Consider the following 26,410-nt stretch of genomic DNA (forward strand, 5'->3'; position numbering starts at 1 on the left):
ACCTCCATAACTATTGTTTACTAGTATTTTAGATATGTATATATCATATCAGAATATGAGATATATTTAAAATTAGAAATGGAATTTATTAAAGTTCTTACAAATTTTTGTGGTTCGAAAGAATTTTATATTCAATTTATCTGTTAATATATTTTTAAATTTAATTTCTTTATAAAATAGATTTAAAATTTAAGGTATTATCTATTAATTGATATCTATTTACTAATAAATTATAAAAAAATACAAGTAAAGGTTAATGAAGAAGAATGAAGGATTCTTATAGAAAGAGTAATGTTTTTATTTTGTACAATTGTTACAAAGGAAATGAAAAATATAGTATATTTAATAAGTAGATATAGTTTAATAATATGTGCAAAAAGTGGTGAATGAAAATTATGGATAGTAAAAGTGAAAATGAAGTTTTACCTATTACAAATTATAAAAAAGGATTTATAGATACATATTTAGAGGATATGAATGGTGTTGTGTTATTCCTACATAACAATCGTTATATGGATGCTGTAGAACAAAAGATGGAGAAAGCAGAAAAAGAGGGTAAAAGAAAATATGATTTTCTAAATGACCTTGAAGTGATCTATCATTTTGTCCATTTACAGAAAGATATGGATGAGAAGAAAAATAGGAAAGAGCATACGAAAAAGAGTTATGTTTCTGAAATTTTGTCATTTTGTCAATGCATGGTGCAGAACGCGGAAGAATTTGAATTAAATGGGGAAGACGTACAGCGCTATGAATCTTTATTGAAGGTATTACAGCCTTGGCATATACGTAAGTATAGTAACTGGTTAAAAAGTGTAAAGAATGGCAGGGGAAATTCAAGCTATAGCGTTGCAACGCTTGCGAAAAAAACAGTATTGATTCGTTCATTTTTAAAACATCTTCACCTATTTGGCTATGTTGATAAGCCACTTCATGAGGAACTACAGCGCGCAAATGTAAATGAAAACGATAGACCTAATCGTGATTTGTCATATGATGAGGTAATAAAAATTTTAGATTTTTATAAAGTACGAGGACATTTAGTAAACTATACAATCTTACTTGCATTAGCTAGTACTGGAGCACGTATTCAGGAATTGTGTCGGACAAGAGTAAAAGATTTATACTATGACGGAAAGTATTGGTTAAAAGTTATAGGAAAAGGTGGAAAGGTACGTGAACTTTTCATTTCAGAACATTTGTATCAGTGTATCTGTGAAGTGAGAAGGAAAAGAGGGTTTCAAACCATATTAGATCAAGGAGATGAGGATCCTGTATTTGTAAATCAAAGAGGGAATTTTTATAACCCTAAAACGTTATCAAATCAGGTAACCGACATGATAAAAAAGACAAACTTAGAGTTTCTACAATATCGTGAAAATCCAGTAACCGCTCATACATTTAGGCATGCATTTGCAATCATGGCAGTTGAACAAGGAAATGCGGATTTATATCATTTAATGCAAACGCTTGGGCATGAAAATATTCAAACAACAAAAATCTATTTAGAGAAGCATATGAAGCGAAAGAATAATGTAGGTACTTCCTTTGCGGATATGTTGCAATAAAAATTAGTATTCTATTACTGGCCGAAGAAGAAACTGTTAAGTAGACATCATACTTATTGGGGAAATTTACCTTGGTATTTGATATACTTACCCCAAGGAATGGTAGTTATGAAAACCGCGAAACGAGTTATCCACGGAAGGGGTAAGAAATTAATACTTGTTATATTATTAATCATAAAGTAGGTGATTTCCGATAATGGTTTTTGAAAATGTTAGTACGATAGGGGCACTTGCTTTTCTATTTCTAATGATTTATCTTGCAACAGATCCTAAAGACGTAAGCTTGTTAACAATCCCAGTTTATTTTGGTGGAATGTGGATCACTAACTGGATTACTGAAAATGGATTTCAGGGTACATATATTTATACGAGTTGGTTAGTAGTCTACGTCATTATAATGATTTACCTTATCTTCGCGTCAATTCGTCTAGGCATACGTAACATAAAATATATTAAATAAAAAAGCGTAGAGCCATAAAAAAATAACGAAAAGAGAAACCGTTCTTACAGGCGGTTTTATTTTTATACTGAAATGCAATGTACATTATTTAACTTTTGAGGAGGATTAATTATAGAGTACTCAAATATCTACACATTAAGAAATAGTCAAGAAAAATCAAGAAAAGTAGAGTCCTGGCGTTCATTTATAGAAGAAACTAGGTTACTCATGCATAAATATCATAATTAGGCACAAGTTATATACAAATATAATGGAGGTGCAATTATGAATATTCAAAGACACGAAAGTAATACAAATGAAATTCTTGTTTCTGCTGCTGCAAGTGCTATCGAGCAAATGAAGTATGAAATTGCTCGTGAATTAGGAGTCACATTAGGACCTGATACATCATCACGTGCAAATGGATCTGTCGGTGGAGAAATTACAAAACGTTTAGTTCGAATGGCTGAAGAACAATTAACAGGTCAATACAGATTACACTAAGTTAATGCAGTAAATAAGAAGAATTCATGTGCAAATGGATTCCTCTTCCTTTTATTTACAAAAACTTCAAAAAATAAATTTTGAAGTTGAAAAACAGACCCTCAGATTCCTTTGTAACAACCTTTTGTGGATTAGTCAATGTTATAGGTATCAGTATAAAATAAATTCGATACGATTAGTGTAAGGTTGTTTAAAACCTTTTTGTTATTATTCGTAATTTTAATTCCATAATATTTAAGCCAATTTAATACAATTTCATTCATAAATAATTTGATTCTTAATTAAAAATAAAGTGAGAAATTAAGAGGGGTATATATATCAATTTATAAAAAGTAGTGTACAAAGTATACTTAATATTTAAATGGATTTAAAGATATGTCACTTAAGAATTTTTTTGAGGTCAATTTACTGTGCACCTTAATTATGGATGTTGTTTTTGTTAATTAACAGCTATTGTATTTGAAAATTTAATAATAAGTATATGTGATGTAATAATAAAACTAGGTAATATAAAGACTAATAATACAAAGATGAACAACCAATAAATAGGTTATTCATCTGTTCTATCCCGGCTGCTATTCCTAGTATTTTTAAAATCTATATATTTCTTCTTTTTTGGTGGGAAGTAAAACTAATGTTGCGACTAGTAATATAGTACCAATTAGATAAAAATAGTTGTCCCTATATCACCAGTATTTTAAATATTCCATTCTGTTTTTGTGTTTTCTATTTTTATTTTTGTACTGATGAAAAGACCTTTCTCTCAATTAAATCTTTAAGTAACATGTATCTGTTTGATACTTGAATTTCCTCTAGCTTGTACTTTCAAAGCATAGTGGTTCATAAATATCCTTATCATTTTCCTCTGTTGTTAATTTCCCGACTTTTTGTTATTTTTGTCTAAAATCTGAAACACAGTAATTTTTCAGTTTTACATTTAATTTAGCATTATCCATTTTTTGAATTCAATTTGTACATGTAATTGAATTCAAATTTTGACTGTTGTTTCTTGCGATGGTACAGTATCTCATGTTACTTTAGCCATATTTTGAATCTTTTTTCCAGCTTGGTACTCGCATAGACTACCACTGTATTTTGTAAGTTTTTTACTGTTTTTTCAAGTTCAATGATTAAATTTTGTAGAATTAAGAAAAAATCCTCGCTTATTTCATTTACTTATCTTATCTTATCTACGCTACTCTGATATTTAAATGCTAATTACAATTAAATAATATATGATTTTTATAAAAAAAATATAGTAATATTTTGTCGTGAATTGTACTATTTTGATATTTTATAGTAATATTTTGTTGAGAGTTATACCTGACGGAAAATAATTTATGAATTTATACCGTAAAGATGTAAAAATTTATTAGTTAATCTAATTAAAAGGAGAAGATAATGAATAATTCTATCGATATACAACACTTGTGTGATCTCGCACATAAAGCCTTTAATGTACCCGTTCACATTTTATCCACAGACAAAAAAATCTTATATCAGTCTACTTCTGATGATATTTGTAGTCCTTTTTATTCTTCTAAAGAAGAACATCTTAGTGACATTTATCAAGAAAATGATCCCGATAATTTGCCCCTTTTCAGATGTAACAGTTATCTTGAAAATTTTATCCTAATTCATATAGCAAATCATGATTATATAAAAGGGACTATAATAATTGGCCCAACTATACATCCAAAGGGATCAGATGATGTGACATTTAAACTTCGAAAAGAATTTAACTCAAATATTAATATTCAAGAAAGACTAACTTATTATCAATCCCTACCTGAGGCAAAAAAAAATGCTTTAATTGATATGGGGATTTTATTGCATTACATGATTTTCAATGAAAAGTTAGATGTTAATATTGTTTTAGAAAAAAATAAAGTGTTAGAGGAAGTTCCCTATAAAATTGTGGAACCCGATCTATATATTTTAAAACGTCAACAAAATAAACCAAAAACTCACAACATGGCATTAGTACATAATTATTTTTCAGCAATCAAAGAGGGAAATAGAAAGAAGTTGTTGCAATATATGTATGCAGTTTCGCAGGAAGATACTGAATTAATTTTAACAGCGGATCCACTTAGAAACCAAAAAAACCATGGGATTATTGCGATTACTTTAGCTACTCGATATGCGATAGAAGGTAATCTCCCACCAGACATTGCTTTTGCACTTAGTATTTTGTATATCCAAACCATGGAACAACTAGATAACGTGGACTCTGTAAGGCGATTGTCAGGAGATGCTTTACGTACTTTTGCAGATCGAGTGAAAGAATTCAATGCGCAAAAATTTTCAAATGCGGTTACTACATGTATGAACCATATTAGTAAAAATGTATACGATGGAATATCACTCAATGAACTCGCTAATCATTTGGATATTACGCCTACTTATTTATCTAAATTATTTAAAAAAGAAGTAGGAATTCCTTTAAGTGAATTTATTCAAAGGGAACGAGTTGAAGAAGCAAAAAAATTATTAACACTTACTACATATCCATTATCAGATATTTGTGCTTGGCTTAATTTTAACGACCAAAGCTATTTTACAAGGGTTTTCAAAAAATCAACTAACATGACACCTAGACAGTATCGTGAAAAATATACAGTAATATGAGCTTAGTATCAGTTTCTTGTGAAAAAACTTTAATATACGCTCAAGTAACTCAAAAAATTGAGCATACTGTTTATTTTACTCTAGAAAGGGTATGTGATTGATCTAGAAAAGAAATATGTATTCAAATAGATCTTGAAGAATCTATGAAACATTTAGTGAAGCTAAAAGACATGGGTAAGATTTATAACATGTTGTTAATTTATGAGTACACTATCCATTATTTTTCTCAGGAGACAAAAAAACAGAAGGCTGCAAAGGTTCTTTTCGAGAAAGCTTTGCGGCTTTTTTATATTTTAAAAACTATAGTTATAACAAATAAGTTTATAGATTGATATCTTCATGTTAAGTATTAAAGTGGTTGGCATGTTGAGTATTTAATAATGGTGATATTAGGGACTATTACATAAAGTTTAACAATATAACATATATCACTTGATATATCTATATTATATGCAATTATACATAACTAAATAAAGGTAAAAAAGTATAAAAAAACCTATTAAATTATTCTATAAGTATTTTTTTTAAAATGAAATTGCTCCGTTGAGCTAAAATGGTTATTTATTAACCGTATACACTTTAATTTGTAATCATTACAATTACAGAGATGCAATTTCCAATTAATTATATCGATATAATTTTTTTAACGTATATTTTTACTTAACAGTTAAACTATCGAGCTCAATCGACAAAATTTCGCTATTTACGCATCAGAAATTTAATGTTTTAATGAACATCATAACTGGTATGACCACAAAGAAAGGAGAAGAGCGAACTAATAGAGGTTAATAAATTTGCAAGTAAAGTATGTTGCGATTAATTTTCTTAATAATCAGTTTATTTTTGGCGGATGTAGAATCTCAAAAGTATTACTTTTAAAAAATAGGGTTTTAAGTTTCTACATAGCAAAAGTGAATTAATTCCGCAATATAAGTATAAGCAATGTACAGTATAAGTTCATCTTTTGTAGTCTTGTAAGGCTCTTGCTGAAAAAACTAAAAACCCTATTATGAAATTGATATTAAAAAAAGTCATGACAGGATTAACCCTAGATTCAATGGTTTATCTATCTTCATGGTTCTGTAAGTTAAACAGCAGCTCTAGGGGTGGAAGTATTTTACTATTCATTGGGCAGCTAATTCAAATATAGCTGATGAATTTTTATCGTTTATTATTTGAAAAATAGAGCTAAATGAGAGGGAAGTAAAATCCTTAGATTCTATTAGAAGTAAATAATAACGATAACATCCTATATGAAAGACCTCTTCTTCCTCAGGCGTGTGTAAGCAGAGAGCCTAGAGCTAGGTTGTACAGTTATATGAATCAAGTTATAAAAAAAATGGTAAAGGAGTGTACGGAATGAAAAATAAAATAATGACAGGATTTTTAATAACATCCATTGTAACTGGAGCAACTATTCCTATCAATACTCTGGCAACACCAATCGTTCAAGCAGAAACTCAACAGGAAAACATGGATATTTCTTCATCATTACGAAAATTAGGTGCGCAATCTAAATTAATCCAAACGTATATTGATCAATCTTTAATGAGTCCTAATGTACAGCTAGAGGAAGTCCCAGCTTTAAATACAAATCAATTTCTAATCAAACAAGATATGAAAGAATGGTCATCGGAACTCTATCCACAGTTAATTCTATTAAATTCAAAAAGCAAAGGATTTGTAACGAAATTTAATAGCTATTATCCGACATTAAAATCGTATGTAGACAATAATGAAGATAGAGAAGGTTTTTTGGATAGACTTGAAGTACTTCAAGAAATGGCTATGACGAATCAAGAAAATGCGCAACGACAAATTAATGAGTTAACTGATCTTAAATTACAGCTTGATAAAAAATTAAAAGATTTCGATACTGATGTGGCAACTGCGCAAGGCATATTAGGTACAGATGGAACAGGAAAAATAGATCAGTTAAAAAATGAAATATTAAATACCAAAAAAGCAATTCAAAATGATTTACAACAAATTGCATTAATACCAGGAGCTTTAAATGAACAGGGATTTGCTATATTCAAAGAAGTTTATAGTCTTTCAAAAGAAATTATTGAACCGGCTGCTCAAGCAGGGATGGCAGCGTATAACAAAGGAAAAGAAATTAACAACTCTATTCTAGAAGCTGAGAAAAAAGCAGCGCAAGAAGCGACAGAACAAGGTAAAACTGCTCTAGAAATTGAATCGGCCAAAAAAGCAGCTCGTGAAGCAATTGAGAAAAGCAAACAAGGTGAAATAGCTGCAGCTGCAGCCGCAAAAACGCAAGAATATGACCTGATGAAAGCCATTGATACTGAAAAAATTAAGAAAACATTTGGTGTCTTCGCAGAAGTAAATAAACTAACAGCAGAGCAGCGAGCATATTTAGATGACTTAGAGAAACAAAACCAAAAAATATATGATTTAACAACGAAACTATCAATAGCAGATTTACAAAAATCAATGCTTCTTCTTTCACAAAATGATTTGCATACGTTTGCAAACCAAGTAGATGTAGAACTTGACCTACTAAAGCGCTATAAAGCAGATTTGGATCTAATAAAAAATAACATTACAAAATTATCTATTAATGTTGATGCAACTAACGAGCAGTCTCAAAAAGATACATTAAGACAATTAAAAAATGTAATAAGTTACCTTGAAGAACAGGTGTATAAATTTTAATATTACGTTTTTTGAAAAAATATAAAGATTCTAAGAATCTAGCGAAAGAAGGAGAATAGTTATGAAAAGATTCCCATTCAAAGTGCTAACTTTAGCCACTTTGGCAACGGTTATAACTGCTACTACTGGTAACACTATTCATGCGTTTGCACAAGAAACGACCGCTCAAGAACAAAAAGTAGGCAATTATGCTTTAGGTCCTGAAGGACTGAAGAAAGCATTGGCTGAAACAGGGTCTCATATTCTTGTAATGGATTTGTACGCAAAAACAATGATTAAGCAACCGAATGTAAATTTATCTAATATCGATTTAGGATCAGAAGGAGGAGAGTTGCTCAAAAATATTCATCTTAATCAAGAACTGTCACGAATCAATGCGAATTATTGGTTAGATACAGCGAAGCCACAGATTCAAAAAACAGCTCGTAATATTGTAAATTACGATGAACAATTTCAAAATTATTACGACACATTAGTAGATACTGTACAAAAGAAAGATAAGGCAGGTCTAAAAGAGGGCATAAATGATTTAATTACAACAATTAATACAAATTCAAAAGAGGTTACAGATGTAATTAAGATGCTACAAGACTTCAAAGGGAAACTATATCAAAATTCTACAGATTTTAAAAATAATGTTGGTGGTCCAGATGGGAAAGGTGGATTAACTGCAATATTAGCAGGTCAACAGGCAACGATTCCACAACTTCAAGCTGAAATTGAGCAACTTCGTTCTACTCAGAAAAAACATTTTGATGATGTATTAGCATGGTCAATTGGTGGTGGATTGGGAGCAGCTATTTTAGTTATTGCAGCTATTGGAGGAGCAGTTGTAATTGTTGTAACTGGTGGTACAGCAACACCGGCTGTTGTTGGTGGACTTTCAGCTCTTGGAGCAGCTGGTATCGGTCTAGGAACTGCAGCTGGTGTCACGGCATCTAAGCATATGGACTCCTATAACGAAATTTCTAACAAAATCGGAGAATTAAGTATGAAAGCAGATCGTGCTAATCAAGCAGTTCTTTCGCTTACTAACGCGAAAGAAACATTGGCATATCTATACCAGACTGTAGATCAAGCGATATTGTCTCTAACAAATATTCAAAAGCAATGGAATACAATGGGCGCAAATTATACAGATTTACTGGATAATATCGATTCTATGCAAGACCACAAATTCTCTTTAATACCGGATGATTTAAAAGCTGCTAAAGAAAGTTGGAATGATATTCATAAAGATGCAGAATTCATTTCAAAAGACATCGCTTTTAAACAGGAATAGAACTGAAAATGAAAAATTATATTGGAGGAATATAAAATGATGAAAAATATCCCGTACAAACTGATCGTTGCATCTGCTCTATTAACTATGACAGCAACTTCTGTAGTCTCACCAGTAGCAACTTTTGCAAGTGAAATTGAACAAACGAACAATGGAGATACGGCTCTTTCTGCAAATGAAGCGAGAATGAAAGAGACCTTGCAAAAGGCTGGATTATTTGCAAAATCTATGAATGCCTATTCTTATATGCTAATTAAGAATCCTGATGTAAATTTTGAAGGAATTACTATTAATGGATATGTAGATTTACCTGGTAGAATCGTACAAGATCAAAAGAATGCAAGAGCACATGCTGTTACTTGGGACACGAAAGTAAAAAAACAGCTTTTAGATACATTGACTGGTATTGTTGAATATGATACAACGTTCGACAATTATTATGAAACATTGGTTGAGGCGATTAATACAGGGGATGGAGAAACTTTAAAAGAAGGAATTACAGATTTACGAGGTGAAATTCAACAAAACCAAAAGTACGCACAACAATTAATAGAAGAATTGACTAAATTAAGAGACTCTATTGGACAAGATGTTAGAGCATTTGGAGGCAATAAAGATCTTTTGCAGTCGATTCTAAAAAACCAAGGTGCAGATGTTGATGCAGATCAAAAGCGTCTAGAAGAAGTATTAGGATCAGTAAACTATTATAAACAACTAGAATCTGATGGGTTTAATGTAATGAAGGGTGCTATTTTGGGTCTACCAATAATTGGCGGTATTATAGTGGGAGTAGCAAGAGACAACTTAGGTAAGTTAGAGCCTTTATTAGCAGAATTACGTCAGACCGTGGATTATAAAGTAACATTAAATCGTGTAGTTGGAGTTGCTTATAGTAATATTAATGAAATGCACAAGGCGCTTGATGATGCTATTAACGCTCTTACTTATATGTCAACGCAGTGGCATGATTTAGATTCTCAATATTCGGGCGTTCTAGGGCATATTGAGAATGCAGCTCAAAAAGCGGATCAAAATAAATTTAAATTCTTAAAACCTAATTTAAATGCAGCGAAAGACAGTTGGAAAACATTAAGAACAGATGCGGTTACATTAAAAGAGGGGATAAAGGAATTAAAAGTGGAAACTGTTACTCCACAAAAATAGGGGAATATTTATTCTGTTGCAAAGTGACCCGTAACATAGAGAGTCTATGATTACACTGTTAAACAGTAAAGCAATAATTAACAAATCCTTATATATTAAAAAGGCGGAGTCTCATTAAAGACTTCGCCTTTCACTTATATATGAGTTTTATCCAAATAAAAAGTTAGTCATGTAGTTTACTTGTTTTTAAAAATTTGTAACAGAATTAATCAATAGAGGACAGGTTATATAGATTTGCTTAATAATATCGAATCTATGCAACAACATCGTCTTTTAATAAGAATAGGACTTGAAATCATACTCTATACAGGAGGAATAAGAAAAGATGAAAAAAAAACCTTATAAAATACTGGCTGTATCAGCATTTTTAATTATGACAACTACCTATGCAGTCGCACCAGTAGCAACCTTTGCAATTGAAACTGAACAAACGAACAATGGAGATATGTCTCTTTCAGCAAATGAAGAAAAGATGAAAAAAACTGTACAAGATGCTGGGTTATTTGCAAAGGCTATGAATGAATATTCTTATTTGCTAATTAATAATCCGGATGTGAGTTTTGAAGGAATTTCTATTAATGGGTATGCAGATTTACCTAGTAAAATTGTACAGGATCAAAAGAATGCAAGAGCACATGCTGTTACATGGAATACAAAAGTAAAAAAACAGCTTTTAGATACATTGACCGGCATTATTGAATACGATACAAAGTTTGAAAATTATTATGAAACATTAGCAGAGGCGATCAATAATGGAAATGGGGATACTTTAAAAAAGGGGATTACAGATTTAAGGGTGGGGATTCAACGAAACCAAAAGTCTGCAAAAGCATTAATAGAAGAATTAACTAAATTTAAAAACGCTATTGGAGAAGATGTTAGAGTATTTGGAAGCCATAAAGAGACCTTGCAATCGATTTTAAAAAACCAAGGAGCTGATGTAGAGACTGATCAAAAGCGTTTAGATGAAGTTTTAGGACAAGTAAACTATTATAAGAAATTAGAATCTGATGGGTTAATAATGGTGAAAGTCCCTTTTATCCCCACGCTTATTTCTGGTGGCATAATGATAGGTACTGCTAGAGATAATTTAGGTCGATTAGAGCCTGCTTTAGCAGAATTACGTAAAACTGTAGATTATAAAATTACATTAAATCGTGTAGTCGGAGTTGCATTTCATAATATTAGTGATATGCATAGTACGATTGATAGTGCTATTACTGCTCTTACTTATATGTCCACACAATGGGATGATTTAGACTCTCAATATTCGGGCGTAATGGGGCATATTGATAAAGCTGATGAAAAAGCTGATCAAAATAGATATAAATTTTTAAAGTCTAACTTGAATTCAGCTAAAGACAGTTGGAAAACATTAAGAGCAGATGTTGTCACATTACTAGAAGGCATAAAAATTGCAGAGAAGAAAGAACAAGATTTTATGAATCTACTTCGTCCATCAAACGTTTTTTACTTTTATAAAAAAATCCATAACGCATACACTTTTGAAATAAAGACTGGAACAAATGCACCAAATGCGTCTTATAAAGTTATGAATTTAACTAAAAACACTGTTCATCATATGTGGAGTGGAGGAGCTAATACAAGCATGTGGGCTGACTGGCTTTCATTCAATCCAAATGATGAATTTGCGGTGGTAGCAGTAGTGGATGGAAAAGAATATGTTGTGTATAAAGACAAAGTAGAAAATATAATGAACTGAACCCCAAAAAACGCATTAATTGGAGATGGTACACTAAACTAGACACCAAGTTAATTGAAAAATTGACCGGCATATGGCTCCTTATTTCCTAGAACACCTAGCTAAAGCAAAGGAATTCGTACATAGATTAGTTGACATTTATGTAGGTTTCATCCATTTTCAAAGATAGTTTTTCTTTTTTGTTTTATTTTTCAAAAATCACGAAGGAAATTTCCGCATTCACGAACTCAGCACATAATGGTTGTTAGATGAATTGACATACCACGTCCCGTTAGAATTCCAGGCATATTACGATAACTTAAAGAAAAAAATAATAGTAGCAAATGGCTACTATTATTTTTCTTAAACTATTTTTCTTTAAAATATCACATCTGTCATGTTCCTTATTTGCTTTCCCAGAATTTATTCTAGTTAAAAAAACCTTGCACTAGAACACATATTGTTCTGATGCAAGGTTCGCTGCAATATAAAATACACGACAGTAAGGGCAAGACATAAAATGTGATTTCAAATGAAACATATGTATATGTGAAGTAAGGTAAAAGAGGGGCTGCTCATAACCAGTAGCCCTTCTTTATAACGTTATTTTGCAGGGAAATGTTCAAATATACGTTATATATCATATTCCTCTTTTTCGGAAGAGAAACAAGAACATCTAGCTTAAAAATTTTCACAACAGAGCCAGATAACGTGTTAAAGTATTAATTACTGTGCATGTAAAGATAAAAAAAGAGCCTTACAAAAAGATGTTTGTAATAGTTTAGCTTATACGATTTTAGGGGATTAATAGCATTTTATGCCGTTATTATTAACCTAATTTCCAAGAAATAGAGGTGAATGTAGGATGACTAAACCTTTTAAAAAAAATAGTCGTTATATGGTTGGGTTGGACAGTCTAAGGGGTCTAGCTATACTAGGTGTTATTTTGTATCATATTAATTTTAATTGGATGCCTGGAGGGTTTTTAGGAGTTACTGTATTTTTTGTACTTTCAGGTTATTTAATTACAGATATTCTAGCGATAGAGTGGAAGAGAAATAAGAGAATTGATTTAAAAAAATTCTGGCTTAGTAGGGCAAGAAGATTGCTTCCGGGAATGCTTGTTATGCTCGTTATAACGTTGGCATGGATTACGATGTTTCATAGCTCTTTACTTGAAAAAATGCGCGGAGATTCATTAGCGGCATTATTTTATGTTAGTAACTGGTGGTATATTTATCATAAATTATCGTACTTTGATAATTTTAACCAGCTTTCTCCATTGAATCATTTTTGGTCGTTAGCAGTTGAGGAACAATTCTATGTTGTTTGGCCGTTTATCATTAGTTTAGGGCTTTACTACATAAAAAAACAATCCCGTATGATTTTATTAATTTGTCTGGGAGCCGTTGCTTCAGCTTTAGCGATGGCAATTTTGTATGAACCTGGAGCTGACCCAAGCAGAATATATTATGGTACAGATACGAGGGCCTTTTCCTTACTTATCGGAGCGGTACTTGCCTTAGTTTGGCCAAGCAATAGGCTTGCAAATAAAATTATCCCAAAGGCGCGTTTCATTCTTGATGTAGTGGGGGGCATTGCCCTTATTATTATTTTGGTTATGTTTTGGAAGACCAATCAATATGATCCATTTCTATACAAGGGAGGAATGGTTCTCTTATCAATTGCAACAGCATTGTTAGTGGCAAATCTAGCTCATCCAGCTAGTCGTATTGCTCAATTTTTACGATTTAGACCTTTACGTTGGATAGGGATAAGATCGTATGGTATATACCTCTGGCATTATCCAATTCTTACATTGACGACTTCAAAGGTAAATGCTGGGGATTTTTCACTAATAAGAGCAATCCTTCAATTTCTTTTGATTATATTGATTGCGCAAATTTCATGGAAGTTTATTGAAAAACCAATCCGAGAAGGAGCGCTCCGGAACATTCAGTTTAAGAATTTAAGAATTCAAAATGTCACTTTAGGTGTTAAGTTAGCTTTAATTTGTACATTATTCGTTTCGTCGATAGCAGTCGTAGGGTTATCAAAAGCTAGTAAGGCTAAGGAGAATTCTCAACAAGATAAGGTGGAAGTAGCACAAACACAACCGGCGCCACATCCAGTTGCAGTTTGGGAAAATCCAAATCAAGAGACGCCTCAAAAACAAGGGGAATCAAGAGAAGTAAATTCTGCGCAACCTAAAAATTCACTCACGGTTACTGCGATAGGTGATTCCGTTATGATTGATATTACTCCGTATTTAAAAAATACTTTTCCTGATATTAGGATTGATGCGCAAATTGGTCGCCAGCTGTCAAAAGCGATTCCGGTAGTTGAACAGTTAAAATATGAAGGGAATTTAGGAAACTATGTCATTATTGGATTAGGTACAAATGGAGCCTTTACTACTGAGCAACTTGTTTCATTAATAAAAGAAATTGGAAACGAACGTAAAATCATATTTATTAATACGAGAGTACCACGTCCGTGGGAATCAATCGTGAATGAGAGACTGAAAGTAACGGCATCTGAATATCCGAATGTAACTCTAGTTGATTGGTATGCAGCAAGTGCTGGAAAGAAAGACTACTTTGCACCTGACGGTGTGCATTTAACCAAAGTAGGTGCAGAAGCATACGCAGCACTTGTAGCCAAAGCGGTGAAGCAATAATTAACCATGTTTTATTAACTTCTGTTGGGTAAGGAAATGATTCTGGGTATGGGGTGCCACTCTGAGGTTTAATTACAATTCAAAAAAGAATATTATTCATGTTCTTCTAATCTACGATTTAGAGTGACCTGACTCACTTCTGTAATTTGACATGAAATCTACGCAAACCTGAAAAGAAAAGGAACTAGAAGAGGCTATAAAAAATAAAAAATATGAAGTTGAAATATTAGGAAGAGGCTCCGCAGGTAGAAGCCCTGCAAATACATTAAAAGAACGACTTGCAATGAAAAAAATTAATTCAAATCCACAAAGAATAGTTCTAACGAGAATACCAATGACAGATTCTTGTTGACCCAAAGAAGGTGGCTAGGCGCAAATGGCGCATAATGTAACTCTTGTAGCAATTCATTATTTTAAAAATAATAGAACAGGAGAATTTAATGATTTTAAATTTAAAAATTAATTTTTTGTTGATAGGAGCTTGTATGTGAAGGTACTATGTATAAAAAATTCAGGAGATACATTTTCAGAGGTTTTATTAGATCAAGGATATAATCGAGACTCTATTATAAATTTAGAAACCGATAAGGAATATGTGGTTTATGGTATTAGTTCATTGAATAGAGCATTAGACTATCTAATCTTGGGTGATAATGAAAACTTGCCTTCATGGTACCCAGCGGAATTGTTTGAAGTATCGAACCCTTTACAACCTTTAGAATGGTATTTTGCGGATCATAAACATAGTAAAGCGACAACAATAGAATATATATGGGGTTATAAAGAATTAGCTTTAAATGATAGACATGCTCTTGGTTTAATAGAAAGGGAGAATAAAGATATTGCAATATTTTTAAAGCGAAAAGCCGAAATTGAGGAATTAGAAGAATTGTAATAGTGAAGGAGTTGATTAATTTATAAAAAACGTAGGAATTAAATATTCCTACGTTTTTTTGTACATAACATTTAAATAAACACCTTATTTTTGGGGGATTTGCAGGTTCATATGGAAGATTCCCTGGTTTTCGATTTGAATCAATATGATACTATTTACATGTATTATCATGTACGGAATTATATTTTTTGCACCTGAACTGTTTATACTATTTGTAGGAATTTCTGTTTTTTTGTCGAATATATCTTTAATGCAAGGAGGGACATTACATGATTATTAAAGACTATTTCATCAATATTTCTATTTTTTCTTTATTAGTTAGCGCAGCGATATTTATTCAAGTGTTTTTGGTTCATTCCAGGCGATATTTCGAAAAATTCTATGGAGGAATTATTGCAGTTACTTTGATGCTCTTTTCTTTTCCATACATGGGATTTTCCTACGATCTTCGAGTTGTTCCTCTTATTCTATCTTTTATTTATTTTGGTCGCATTGCTGGCTGGATTACACTAATTAGCATAATTATAATGCGTATCTTTTTCATTGGTGGGTATTGGGAGCCACCTGTGATTGCATATTTAAGTATGAGTGTTCTATTTTCTACTTTTAAAACATATTTTAAAAACCTTCATCCTTTTAAAAGTGCATCTTTATATTTTTCTATTTTTGTCGGAATAAAGTGGTTAGTTGGTGTATTCTTTAATACTACGTTACTTTACTCTGGAGGTTTATTATATATAGCGTTAGGACTTTTAATTGGGCTATTTCTTATGGAAGCCTATCAGAGATTGTATTATTTAACACAGGACTTATCTAAAATGAATCGGGAATTAAAAAAATCCAAGCAAGAACTTACAGATACCGTACATGAGCTTCAAGGAGGGATTTTTAAATTTAAAAAAGTGGGTAAGCACTTTATACACACTTTATGTGATGGACAGTTTTATTATCAAAAAGGATTTTATTCTGAACAGGTGGTAGGAAAAAGCTTACGGACTATTGATGCTTCTATTGTTCCACCACATTTAGTTCCGCAATTGATGAAGTATTATCTTCAGGCATGGGAAGGGAAAGAAATTATATTCGAATTACCCTGGCCAGATGATAAAACAATTATTCTTATTGCACTTAGGCCGATTAAACGAAATGGACAAGTTATTGAAGTTGTTGGTTCTACAGTCGATATAACCGAAAGAAAAAAGGTAGAATCAGAATTAAGGGCTACCAAAGAATTACTAGAATCATTTATAAAGCATAATGTAGATGCTATTACCATTTCTGATCGAAAAGGGCATATTTTACAAGCAAATAAAGCTTATGAAAAGATATTTGGATGGTCACTACAAGAAATCGTAGGTAAGAGATTACCCTGTGTACCAGATTTCTTAATGGAAGAATCACTTGAAAATATTCAGAAAATTCTAACAGGAGAATCCGTAGTTACTAGATTAGAAACTGTTAGACGACGTAACGATGGAAGTCTACTTGATGTCAGTCTGACAGTTTCTCCTATACTAGACGTAAGAGGAAATGTAATAGCTTTATCTGCAATATGTAGAGACATCTCTGAAAGAAAACAAGCAGAAAGAGAACGACATCGATTACACCAACAATTAAAAGATAGTGAAATGAAGTACCGTGCACTAATCGAACAAGCAACTGATGCAGTATATGTAGTAGAGCTGAATGAAAATCATGTTCCAAGTCGATTCATTGAGGTAAACCCTGTTGGTTGTAAAAGATTTGGATATAGTAGAGAAGAGCTGCTCTCGTTACCATTTCCAAATGTCGTACCACAAGATTCTAAAATGATTGTAAGGTTATTAGAAAAAATTAGAGAGGGACAAACTTCCTTCACTTTGCAAGATGAATATGCTTTTCCAACAGGAAAAATAATAACAACTGAGTTTAGTGTCCGTGTTTTTAACTTAAATGGTAAAAAAGTTTTCCTGAGTATTTCTCGTGATATTACTGAACGGCTAAAAACAGAAGAATTACTACGGAAATCTGAAAAACTTGCTGTCGTAGGACAATTAGCGACTGCAATGGCTCATGAAATTAATAATCCATTAACCGCAATGAAAGGGTTTATGCAATTATTAAAATCAACGGAAACTGAGAATAATCAGGGTTATATAAATATAGTATCATCAGAGATTGAGCGTATAGAAAGTATTACTAATGAATTTATGGCGGTAGCCAAACCACAGGTGGTAAAGATACAACCTAATGATATTAGTGTGCTAATGGATCAAGTTTTAATGCTACTGCAACCTCAAGCAATGATGAATAATATAAAAATTAGAATTGATTTTACACCTGGTATTCCACTGATTCCATGTGAAGGAAATCAATTAAAACAAGTATTTGTTAATATTATAAAAAATGCAATTGAATCCATGCCAACAGGAGGAGAAATTTTGATTCAATTTGATAAACTTGATAATAATCAAATAAGGATTCGCTTTATCGATCAAGGATGTGGGATTCCAAAAGAACGTATACCATATTTAGGAGAACCTTTTTACAGTATTAAGGAAGAGGGAATCGGCTTAGGATTAATGGTCTGTTATAAAATTATTGAAACACACCAGGGGAAGGTATTTATTGAGAGTGAAGTGAATAAGGGAACTATAGTTGAAGTAACTCTTCCAATTTGCACACTTCAAAATTAATACATTCTTTTACTGAAATTTTATAAATGAGTAAGCAGTTAGCTTTGGCTAGCTGCTTTTTTGTATATATTGTAATCGATTCTTCATATTACGGCTTTTTGATGTTTTATATATAGATTTTAAAAACTCTGTAAGTGTTTTGTAACATTTACGAGAGACTTTTTTAACAGTTATGAGAGAGAAAAGAAAGATTTGTTATATATGATGAAATTAATCTTACTAGTAGGTGTTCTAATTGACCTAGAAACCAAGGAGGAAAAATAACAATGAAACAATTGAAGCCAGCAATTAGTGTATTAGGTAGTGTATCGATGGCACTGACTTTAGCATCTCCTGCTTTAGCAGATGTAAAACAACCGAATCCAGGAGGTACAGTTGAAATATTCAAAGAGAATGCAAATGTAAAAAAAGAAGATAAGAATTTCACGCTCGGATCTGATGGGGAAATAGGTTCACTCATTACACAAAAAATTGAAATGGCAAACAACGATTGGGATAAAGATGGTATTTCTAACGACTTAGAGATTAATGGATATAGAATTGCATTCAATTCACAAACTGGAAAAAATGAAGCGAAAGCATGGGATCCCGAGAAGGATAAAGGGAAACCAAAATTTATATCGAATCCTATGAATGCAAATACGGATGGTGATCCTTTTACTGATATGTATGAGGTTGAGAATTATAACAACGATTCTGATACTAATTTCAATCCGATAGTTGCCAACATGCCGAATTTGCAAATTGGTGTCAAACGAATTGAAGTAATTCCTATTGCAACTATTACGGATAATAATGGCGGATCAGTTAGCAGAGGATGGGAAAAAAGTGTATCTACACAACATTCATTTAATATAGGTTTAAGTGGTTCAGGTGGTGTAGAAGGCTCAGCAGCCGGTCCTGTTCCTTCCGGAAGTGTTTCAGCAAATGTGGGATACGGATATTCAAAAACAACTACGGAAACGGAGAGTTATACAAATAATTTTGATTGGTCTACTGCAACAACTGTGGATACAGCGAACGCAGCAAAATTACGGGTACATTTGGAATATAAGAATGTAGGAACAGCATCCGCTGAAAATGTTTCGCCTCATTTTAATATTCGTTTAGGAAACAAAATTATTAATACTGTAAAGGCAACACAAGATCGTTATAAAGCAAACTATTTAAGTACAGAAAAAGGTGGACGGAATAAAACAGAAGTAGTAATTGACAGTTTAGAAGGACAAGCAGATGCGAATATTGTCTTATCTTTGGATGAATTGAAAGCTGTTGAACAAGGGGAACTTCTTTCGATTGAAGTTTTACCTACAAGTACAATGGATTTATCTATTGAAAAAGGTGAAGAAATTATGCATTTGGGGGATTCAGGGAGATATGAGTCTAGAGTAAATGCAGCTACTGAACAATTAGAAACAGATATAGGAAATATATCAAAGTTTAGGGTATATACTCCTAAAGACAAATCCCATGCTGATAAGCCAGTTTTATCCTATAACGAAGTTTTTCAACATGTAAATATAGATACGAAAAAAGTAAATCATATTGTAAATAAGGCTAAAAGTACTAATAACGTATCAGTGGTTTCAGCTAATAATGGAACTGATGCATTGAACAATTTAAAAGCGGGACATGGAGATCGCGGTTATTTACATAATGACTCTGTACACGGTGCTTTTGCAAAACTACAGCAACCAACATTAGTAGAAGGTAGTTATGATTCTGTGACGCAAAAGATTAGGGCAACAATTTTACCTGGTTTATTTGGAGTGAGTAAAGAGATTCCTACTACTTATAGCAAGAAATGGAATGCTCCGTCACAAACAGTAACACTAGTTAAACGTGAGAATGGATTTACATATGAGTCTAAAGAAAATATACACCCTATTAAATCTGAAATTGCTGCGCACAGAAAGGTTACATTTGAAATCAATGACGCACACAATCTAACGCCTACACAAAAGATGGATACTGAAATTAAAGCTAATAAAGAATTTGAAGATTATGTAGTAGATAATTCAGGTGAATTTGTTACAGAAGGAGTTCCTTATACCGTAGCTTCATATGGAAATACAGCTTATTGGGGAAGTCATCAAGCCGGGAATAAATGGGAGTATCTTTTGGCTGAAAAATCTAGCAATGAAAAAGTGAATGTAATTATTGAAAGAGTAGGTCAACCTAAACCTGGAAAACCAATTAAAAAGGATGAAGAGGTATTAATTAAATTTCGAAATCCTATTTATTCAGATTATGCATATTTAAAACTTCAAGATAGTTATATCCATTTAGATCAAAAACAGAACGCAAGTACTTTTAAATTTAATCATGCATATCCAAAGAATTTCACTGGACACCATAAGCAATGGAACATACTATCTAATGGTAACAAGTTAAAGGTAGGATATTTAATCGATTATATGAAATATGGTAATGGAGAGAATGGGACTGATACTATAGCATGGAATCTATCAAGAGTTCAGTAATAGGTAACAGTTCTGTTGCTAAGTTTGGAAAGGGAACCGGAAATGAATTGAATCCGAAAAGTTAGATACAATAATTTAGGTTACTAATAAGGAATGAGTTCGATGTTGAATCGGACTCATTCCTTTTAATTTATATAATTTAGTAACTACTATTTTAAATACTTATCTAGTCATATAAGTAATCAAATGTTAAGATTACTATCTGTATTACATAATTTATTTTCCGAATTTTCATTCGCTTCGAGGCTGAAATGTGGAATTCTGATTTATTTATGTGATTAGTTTCTATATCTTTACCTATAAAGATATTTTTATTGGATAATAGAAAAATAAATTTTGTGTTATTGGTGAAAAAGAAGTGAGGATAGTATATGAAGAAAAGAATTTTAATCGTAGAAGATGAAGAGAATATTCGAGAAGTATGCAAACGGTATTTAGAAAGAGAAGAATATGAAGTTTATACCGCTGTAAATGGTAAAGAAGGTTGGGATTTATTTCTTACACATCAACCAGAGTTAATTATATTAGATTTGATGATGCCAAAAAAAGATGGATGGGAATTATGCGAGGAAATTCGTCAACAGTCAAATGTCCCTATTATTATGTTAACTGCTAAGGGAGAGGAAAGGGATCGAATTTTAGGCTTAACAATGGGGGCTGATGATTATTTAACAAAGCCATTTTCCCCTCGTGAATTAGTATTAAGGGTTCAAATTATACTAAGAAGAGGAAGCCATGTACCAATACAAGCGAAAGAATCCCTATTGGAAGTGATAGAGTTTCCAGATTTAAAAATATATCCAAAGACCAGATATGTACTTGTTTGTGATAAGGAAGTGGAGTTAACGGTAAAAGAGTTTGAGGTACTTTATCTCATGGCAAAGCATCCAAAACAAGTATTTTCTCGCTCGCAGCTTCTTGAATTAATTTGGGATTTTGGACATGAAGGGGCATCAAATACAGTTACCGTGTTAGTGAGTCGTTTACGTGAAAAGCTCGAGAAGCATACGATAAAGAATCGTTGGATTCATACGGTTTGGGGTATAGGATATCGCTTTGAGCCAAATGGAGGAAATGAAACATGAGATTACGTATTCAATTGTTACTCATGAATCTATTAAGTACCAGTATTATGGTAATTGCTATATGGTATAGTGAGACCAAAATGTTACTTGAACCGGAACAAACGCGGTTATTAACAGTAATTGCATTTGTGGCATTCATTATTTCAACGTTTATTTATTGGTTAATGACACGTCCTATCATGAGATCTATACAAAATTTAATAAAATTGACAAAACAATTTAGTGATAGACACTTTAAAACGATGTATATAATTGGGCAAGAACCACGTGAGTTTAAAGAATTGGCAACAGCCTTTCAACAGATGGCAAAAAAATTAGAAGAAGGGTTTACTAAGTTAGAGGAACAGGAAAACTCTCGTAAGGAGCTAATTACCAATATCTCACACGACTTACGAACACCTATGGCTAGCATGCAAATGATGATAGAAGCATTACAAGATAACCTGATTGAAGATCCTGAAATGAAAAAGCAATACTTAGCAACGGTTTTAAAAGAAATAGAAAGATTAAATGGATTAATTAACGACTTATTTGATCTTTCAAAGTTAGAGTTTGAGCAAGTAGATTTTCACCCAAGTTTCACACATTTAGATAAAGTTCTATTAGATGTATTAGAGTCACATTCTGTCTTATTAGGAGACAAACAAATCCATGTGCAATTGGATGTCCCTGATACATTACCTCGACTTTTGATTATGCCTTGTAAAATAGAAAGGGTCATAGGTAATTTATTACATAATGCAATTCGATATTCTCCTATCTCTGGAACAATTGAATTGACTGTAGTGGAAAATAAACTAACTCAACAGGTTCAATTCATTTTGCGGGATGAAGGAATGGGAATTTCTCCAAATGATCAATTACGTGTATTTGAACGTTTTTTTAGAACAGATCGATCAAGAAGTTCACAATCTGGAGGTTCCGGACTTGGATTAGCTATTGCAAAATCATTGATTGAAATGCACAAAGGGGAAATTGGTGTAAGGAATCGCGCAGATGGTAAGCAGGGAAGTGAATTTTGGTTCACTCTTCCCATCACATCAGTAAAAAAATAAGATGGCTGAAAGACTTTTGTAACATTTACGTTAGAAAAATGAAAGACCTTCTTGTTAACATACTACTACACAGTATGATACAGGAGGTTTTTTACTTTATGAAAAGAAAATATGTATGGCTTATAGGTGGTTTGATAATTGTATTGGGGATATTATGGTCATTGTTCCGACCAGAGAAATTATTTATTGATAAGCACGTAAATGAATCATTGCCACAAACAGAGATACAATCAACTGAAGTAAGGCAACAAAGTGATCGAGTATTAAGGGAAGGTCAGTTTCAAACCGGTGTCCATGAAACAACTGGAACGGCAAAAATTCACCAATTAGCGGATGGAAAACGTGTTTTACGACTTTCTAATTTTGCAACATCAAATGGGCCAGATGTACGAGTTGTATTAGTTCCTACAAATCGTTTGAAAAATAATGAAGACGTAAAAAACTATCAGTATATTGATTTAGGAAAATTAAAGGGAAATAAAGGAGACCAAAACTACGAAATTCCTGAAGGGATAGATGTAAGTGAATATGGTTCGGTTTCTGTTTGGTGTAAAAGATTTAATGAAAACTTTGGTGCGGCTTATTTTAATAATTAAATATGAACTTAAAATTTCCTCTTACAGGCGAAATTCATATGAGATATGGTAATAGCTGCAGCGGACTTAGTTGCTAAGAAGGGCACTCATAAGAGTGTCTTTTTCATATTTCTCAATTTTTGTATATTTTAGAGCTATTGGACGTTTACGGAGAGATTTTATTTAGTGTGGAAGCGTACTGTCTGTGAATAGAAGGATGAATAATATGTTACAGGAAAACATAACTCTTTTATAACTTAATTTTGAAGGAACATATACTTTTTTCATTTATCGGCTTGTAAAGAAGTATGGAAATTAAAGTTTATAATTTAAAAGTCAGCTTAAAGATGCAATAAGCAATTTGAATAGTAATCTTAAGTAAATAAAAAAGAGAGAGGAGCATCGATGAGCTCTTCTCTCTTTTTAAATCTAATTAGGGTTTCCATAACTGTAAAGGGGATGGTGTAAATTGTTGGATATTACCAAAGTATTACTTTAAGTTAAGATTATAAAAAGAAGTTCCTTTTTTCTGAAAAATTAATATTAATGCAAAATTAATGATTAATATTCAAAAATGATTTTATAGTTCATTAATTTATTACTTGCTATCTTTATTAATCATTTATTGCAACAGCTTTCATGTCCAAAATTAAATGTTTCAACAAAGGATAATATAAGTATCATTATAATGATTTTCCAATATAATCAATGTGTTAATGAAAGGAACTCTGTGTTATTTTTGCTTTTCTACTAACTAATACAGCTTCAAACAAAGGACACAATTGCTACATGCTAAGTGTAATCTATTACCCATTCAAGATTCTGTTTATTCAATCTTTCTAAAAATAAAAAAATATTGTACTCATAAATATACAAGCTATAATGAGGGCGTCGAGAAAGAATTTATTACCTCTAGAGAAAGTATCAAACCTAGTTTTTTAGCAAAAATCCTAATGACATTGTAAGTAACCTTTTAAATTTGGACATACTGACATGATTACTCTAAGAAAGGTATGTGATCAAAAGGAAAAGTGTATTTGACACGAGAATGAAAGCGTCTTCAATGAGGTCTTGTTTTGAATCAGTCATTTTAGTAACTTAGATTCAACTGCAATTAAAAATAATAAATTATGGGGGTGCTTATATGAACATGAATGTAGCATCTATTAAAGAACAAAAGGTTGTTAAATACAAAAGTTGTTTTGATGTGATTGGGCCCATAATGATAGGTCCTTCAAGTTCACATACTGCAGGTGCTTTGGCTATTGGAACAGTAGCCAATAAATTATTTCAAGGTCTTCCAAAAAAAGTCGTGGTAAGGTATTATGAATCATTTGCTGAAACCCATAAAGGTCACGGAACTGATTTTGCAATTATTGCTGGGATATTAGGATTTGCTGCCGATGACAGCAAAGTGCCAGATGCTATTGAAATAGCAGAATCTAAAGGAATTGAAATTACCTTTATTGAAGAAGCAGGTGATAGTCCTGCTGGCCATCCAAATACGGCAGATGTATATTTAGAGGATGAAAATCGAAGTATTAGAACGATGGGGATTTCGGTTGGCGGTGGATTAATTGAAATCAAACATGTTGAAATTGACGGATTTAGCTTAGACCTGCAGGGGCCATTGCCAGTTATTATTGCGATTTCTGAAAGAGCTGACTTTGAATTTGTCTTACGCAGGATCTTTAAACAATATGATGTGGAAATAAACAACTTTCATAGTTTAGAAGAAAACAGGAAATTTTTATATGCATTTGCTTTGGATACGCTATTGCCTGGTAATGTCCAGGAGGAATTAGGAAATTTAAGCAATATAGCTAAGCTCATTATTCTTTAGTTACATTAAGGAGTGAAAAAATATGTATATGGCCATAAAAGAAATTGTGGATGCAGCTAATAAAAGCCAAAAGACAATTTATGAATTAGCAATTGAACAGGAAATTGAACAAACTAAATCTACTTATGAAGAAGTTTGGAGTAAAATGGAACGAAATTTAGCGACTATGCAAAATGCTATAAATAAAAGTATCGAGGGCGATGGTGTATTTTCTCCAACTGGTTTAACCGGAGGTGATGCTGTTAAAATTAAAAACTATCGAGAAAATAGGAATACCCTTTCTGGAAATTTGATGGTGTTAGGGATTCAAAGTGCTATCGGTGTTAATGAAGTAAATGCTGCATTAGGAGCTATTTGTGCAACTCCAACAGCAGGTGCGAGTGGGACGATTCCGGGAGTCCTATTTAGTATTAAAGATACGTTGGAGTTAAGCCATGAAGATATGATTCATTTTCTATTTACTTCAGCGTTATTTGGAACAATAGTCGCAAACAACGCTTGTATTTCAGGAGCGTACGGAGGATGTCAAGCTGAAGTAGGCAGTGCCTCAGCAATGGCAGCTGCAGCTGCGGTAGAAGCTGCAGGTGGAACGCCACAGCAATCTTCTGAAGCTTTTTCGATTGCATTACAAAATTTACTCGGTTTAGTTTGTGATCCGGTCGCTGGTCTAGTAGAAATTCCTTGTGTAAAGAGAAACGCCATTGGAACGGCAAATGCTTTAGCAGCAGCGGACATCGCATTAGCCGGCGTAAACAATATCATCAATGCTGATGAGGTTATTGAAGCAATGTATAGAGTTGGAAGACAGATGCCTCGCGAACTAAGAGAGACAGGTTTAGGTGGAATTGCAGCTACACCTACAGGGATTGCAATTAAAAATAAAATCTTTGGAGAGAAACAATTAAATTAATGAACAATTATCGGGTATATTGTGAAAAAGTTAACAATGTATTCTCTATTGCTCGCCTAAGGATGTCTGTATATTGGGGGAATTACTAATAAAATATACTACTATATAATTGAAATATTTTGTAAGTGGTAACAACCCTGTCAGGTTGATGCTTCGCTAATTTTTTGATTTAGATTAACTTAGAAGAAGGAAATACGATGTGGCGCACTTTATAAGCAATTCATTTTTCAAGAACGATCT

General features: G+C 32.4%; 17 protein-coding genes. All 17 read left to right on the top strand.

The window, feature by feature from the left end; genetic code table 11:
• Positions 1–395 precede the first annotated feature (395 nt).
• Positions 396–1,568 carry a tyrosine-type recombinase/integrase gene (locus MKX31_RS27835; protein ID WP_340981787.1) on the top strand — a complete coding sequence of 391 codons (1,173 nt, stop codon included), beginning with the start codon at positions 396–398 and terminating at the stop codon, positions 1,566–1,568.
• Between the two features lie 196 nt (positions 1,569–1,764).
• Positions 1,765–2,028 (top strand): hypothetical protein, encoded by a 264-nt coding sequence (locus tag MKX31_RS27840; RefSeq protein ID WP_016089710.1) that lies wholly within the window; start codon positions 1,765–1,767, stop codon positions 2,026–2,028.
• Between the two features lie 264 nt (positions 2,029–2,292).
• Positions 2,293–2,511 (top strand): alpha/beta-type small acid-soluble spore protein, encoded by a 219-nt coding sequence (locus MKX31_RS27845; RefSeq protein WP_074651217.1) that lies wholly within the window; start codon positions 2,293–2,295, stop codon positions 2,509–2,511.
• A 1,401-nt stretch (positions 2,512–3,912) separates the two neighbouring features.
• The gene (locus MKX31_RS27850; protein WP_340981788.1) at positions 3,913–5,142 is read left to right on the top strand and encodes a helix-turn-helix domain-containing protein; all 1,230 of its coding nucleotides are present in this window, start codon (positions 3,913–3,915) and stop codon (positions 5,140–5,142) included.
• A gap of 1,359 nt (positions 5,143–6,501) precedes the next feature.
• Complete coding sequence (gene hblC, locus MKX31_RS27855; RefSeq protein WP_222655544.1) at positions 6,502–7,821, top strand: hemolytic enterotoxin HBL lytic component L2; 1,320 nt, start codon at positions 6,502–6,504, stop codon at positions 7,819–7,821.
• A gap of 61 nt (positions 7,822–7,882) precedes the next feature.
• Positions 7,883–9,103 carry a hemolytic enterotoxin HBL lytic component L1 gene (gene hblD, locus MKX31_RS27860; RefSeq protein ID WP_340981789.1) on the top strand — a complete coding sequence of 407 codons (1,221 nt, stop codon included), beginning with the start codon at positions 7,883–7,885 and terminating at the stop codon, positions 9,101–9,103.
• Between the two features lie 36 nt (positions 9,104–9,139).
• Positions 9,140–10,267, top strand: coding sequence for a hemolysin BL binding component B (hblA, locus tag MKX31_RS27865; protein WP_000977258.1), 1,128 nt, complete (start codon positions 9,140–9,142; stop codon positions 10,265–10,267).
• Positions 10,268–10,592: 325 nt separating this feature from the next.
• Positions 10,593–11,990 carry a hemolysin BL regulatory component HblB gene (gene hblB / locus MKX31_RS27870; protein WP_340981790.1) on the top strand — a complete coding sequence of 466 codons (1,398 nt, stop codon included), beginning with the start codon at positions 10,593–10,595 and terminating at the stop codon, positions 11,988–11,990.
• Between the two features lie 844 nt (positions 11,991–12,834).
• Positions 12,835–14,649 (top strand): acyltransferase family protein, encoded by a 1,815-nt coding sequence (locus tag MKX31_RS27875; protein ID WP_340981791.1) that lies wholly within the window; start codon positions 12,835–12,837, stop codon positions 14,647–14,649.
• Between the two features lie 487 nt (positions 14,650–15,136).
• Positions 15,137–15,544, top strand: a complete 408-nt coding sequence (locus MKX31_RS27880) for a hypothetical protein (protein ID WP_340981792.1) — start codon at positions 15,137–15,139, stop codon at positions 15,542–15,544.
• Between the two features lie 269 nt (positions 15,545–15,813).
• Entirely contained in the window at positions 15,814–18,219 is a 2,406-nt protein-coding gene (locus MKX31_RS27885) for a PAS domain S-box protein (protein WP_311235659.1), read from the top strand.
• 266 nt (positions 18,220–18,485) lie between these two features.
• Complete coding sequence (locus tag MKX31_RS27890; RefSeq protein WP_340981795.1) at positions 18,486–20,702, top strand: binary toxin-like calcium binding domain-containing protein; 2,217 nt, start codon at positions 18,486–18,488, stop codon at positions 20,700–20,702.
• Between the two features lie 371 nt (positions 20,703–21,073).
• A complete protein-coding gene (locus MKX31_RS27895; RefSeq protein WP_061672473.1) occupies positions 21,074–21,787 on the top strand; it encodes a response regulator transcription factor in 714 nt (237 codons plus the stop codon).
• On the top strand, positions 21,784–22,842 hold the full coding sequence (locus MKX31_RS27900; RefSeq protein WP_061672474.1) for a sensor histidine kinase: 1,059 nt from the start codon (positions 21,784–21,786) through the stop codon (positions 22,840–22,842). Before MKX31_RS27895 ends, MKX31_RS27900 begins: the two co-directional genes overlap by 4 nt.
• Positions 22,843–22,940: 98 nt before the next feature.
• Positions 22,941–23,438 carry a DM13 domain-containing protein gene (locus tag MKX31_RS27905; RefSeq protein ID WP_098103410.1) on the top strand — a complete coding sequence of 166 codons (498 nt, stop codon included), beginning with the start codon at positions 22,941–22,943 and terminating at the stop codon, positions 23,436–23,438.
• 1,123 nt (positions 23,439–24,561) lie between these two features.
• On the top strand, positions 24,562–25,260 hold the full coding sequence (gene sdaAB / locus MKX31_RS27910; RefSeq protein ID WP_016135625.1) for an L-serine ammonia-lyase, iron-sulfur-dependent subunit beta: 699 nt from the start codon (positions 24,562–24,564) through the stop codon (positions 25,258–25,260).
• 22 nt (positions 25,261–25,282) lie between these two features.
• Positions 25,283–26,170 (top strand): L-serine ammonia-lyase, iron-sulfur-dependent, subunit alpha, encoded by an 888-nt coding sequence (gene sdaAA, locus MKX31_RS27915; protein ID WP_262787721.1) that lies wholly within the window; start codon positions 25,283–25,285, stop codon positions 26,168–26,170.
• Positions 26,171–26,410 lie beyond the last annotated feature (240 nt).

Source organism: Bacillus sp. FSL M8-0063 (genome assembly GCF_038005545.1).
GTDB classification, from domain to species: domain Bacteria; phylum Bacillota; class Bacilli; order Bacillales; family Bacillaceae_G; genus Bacillus_A; species Bacillus_A wiedmannii.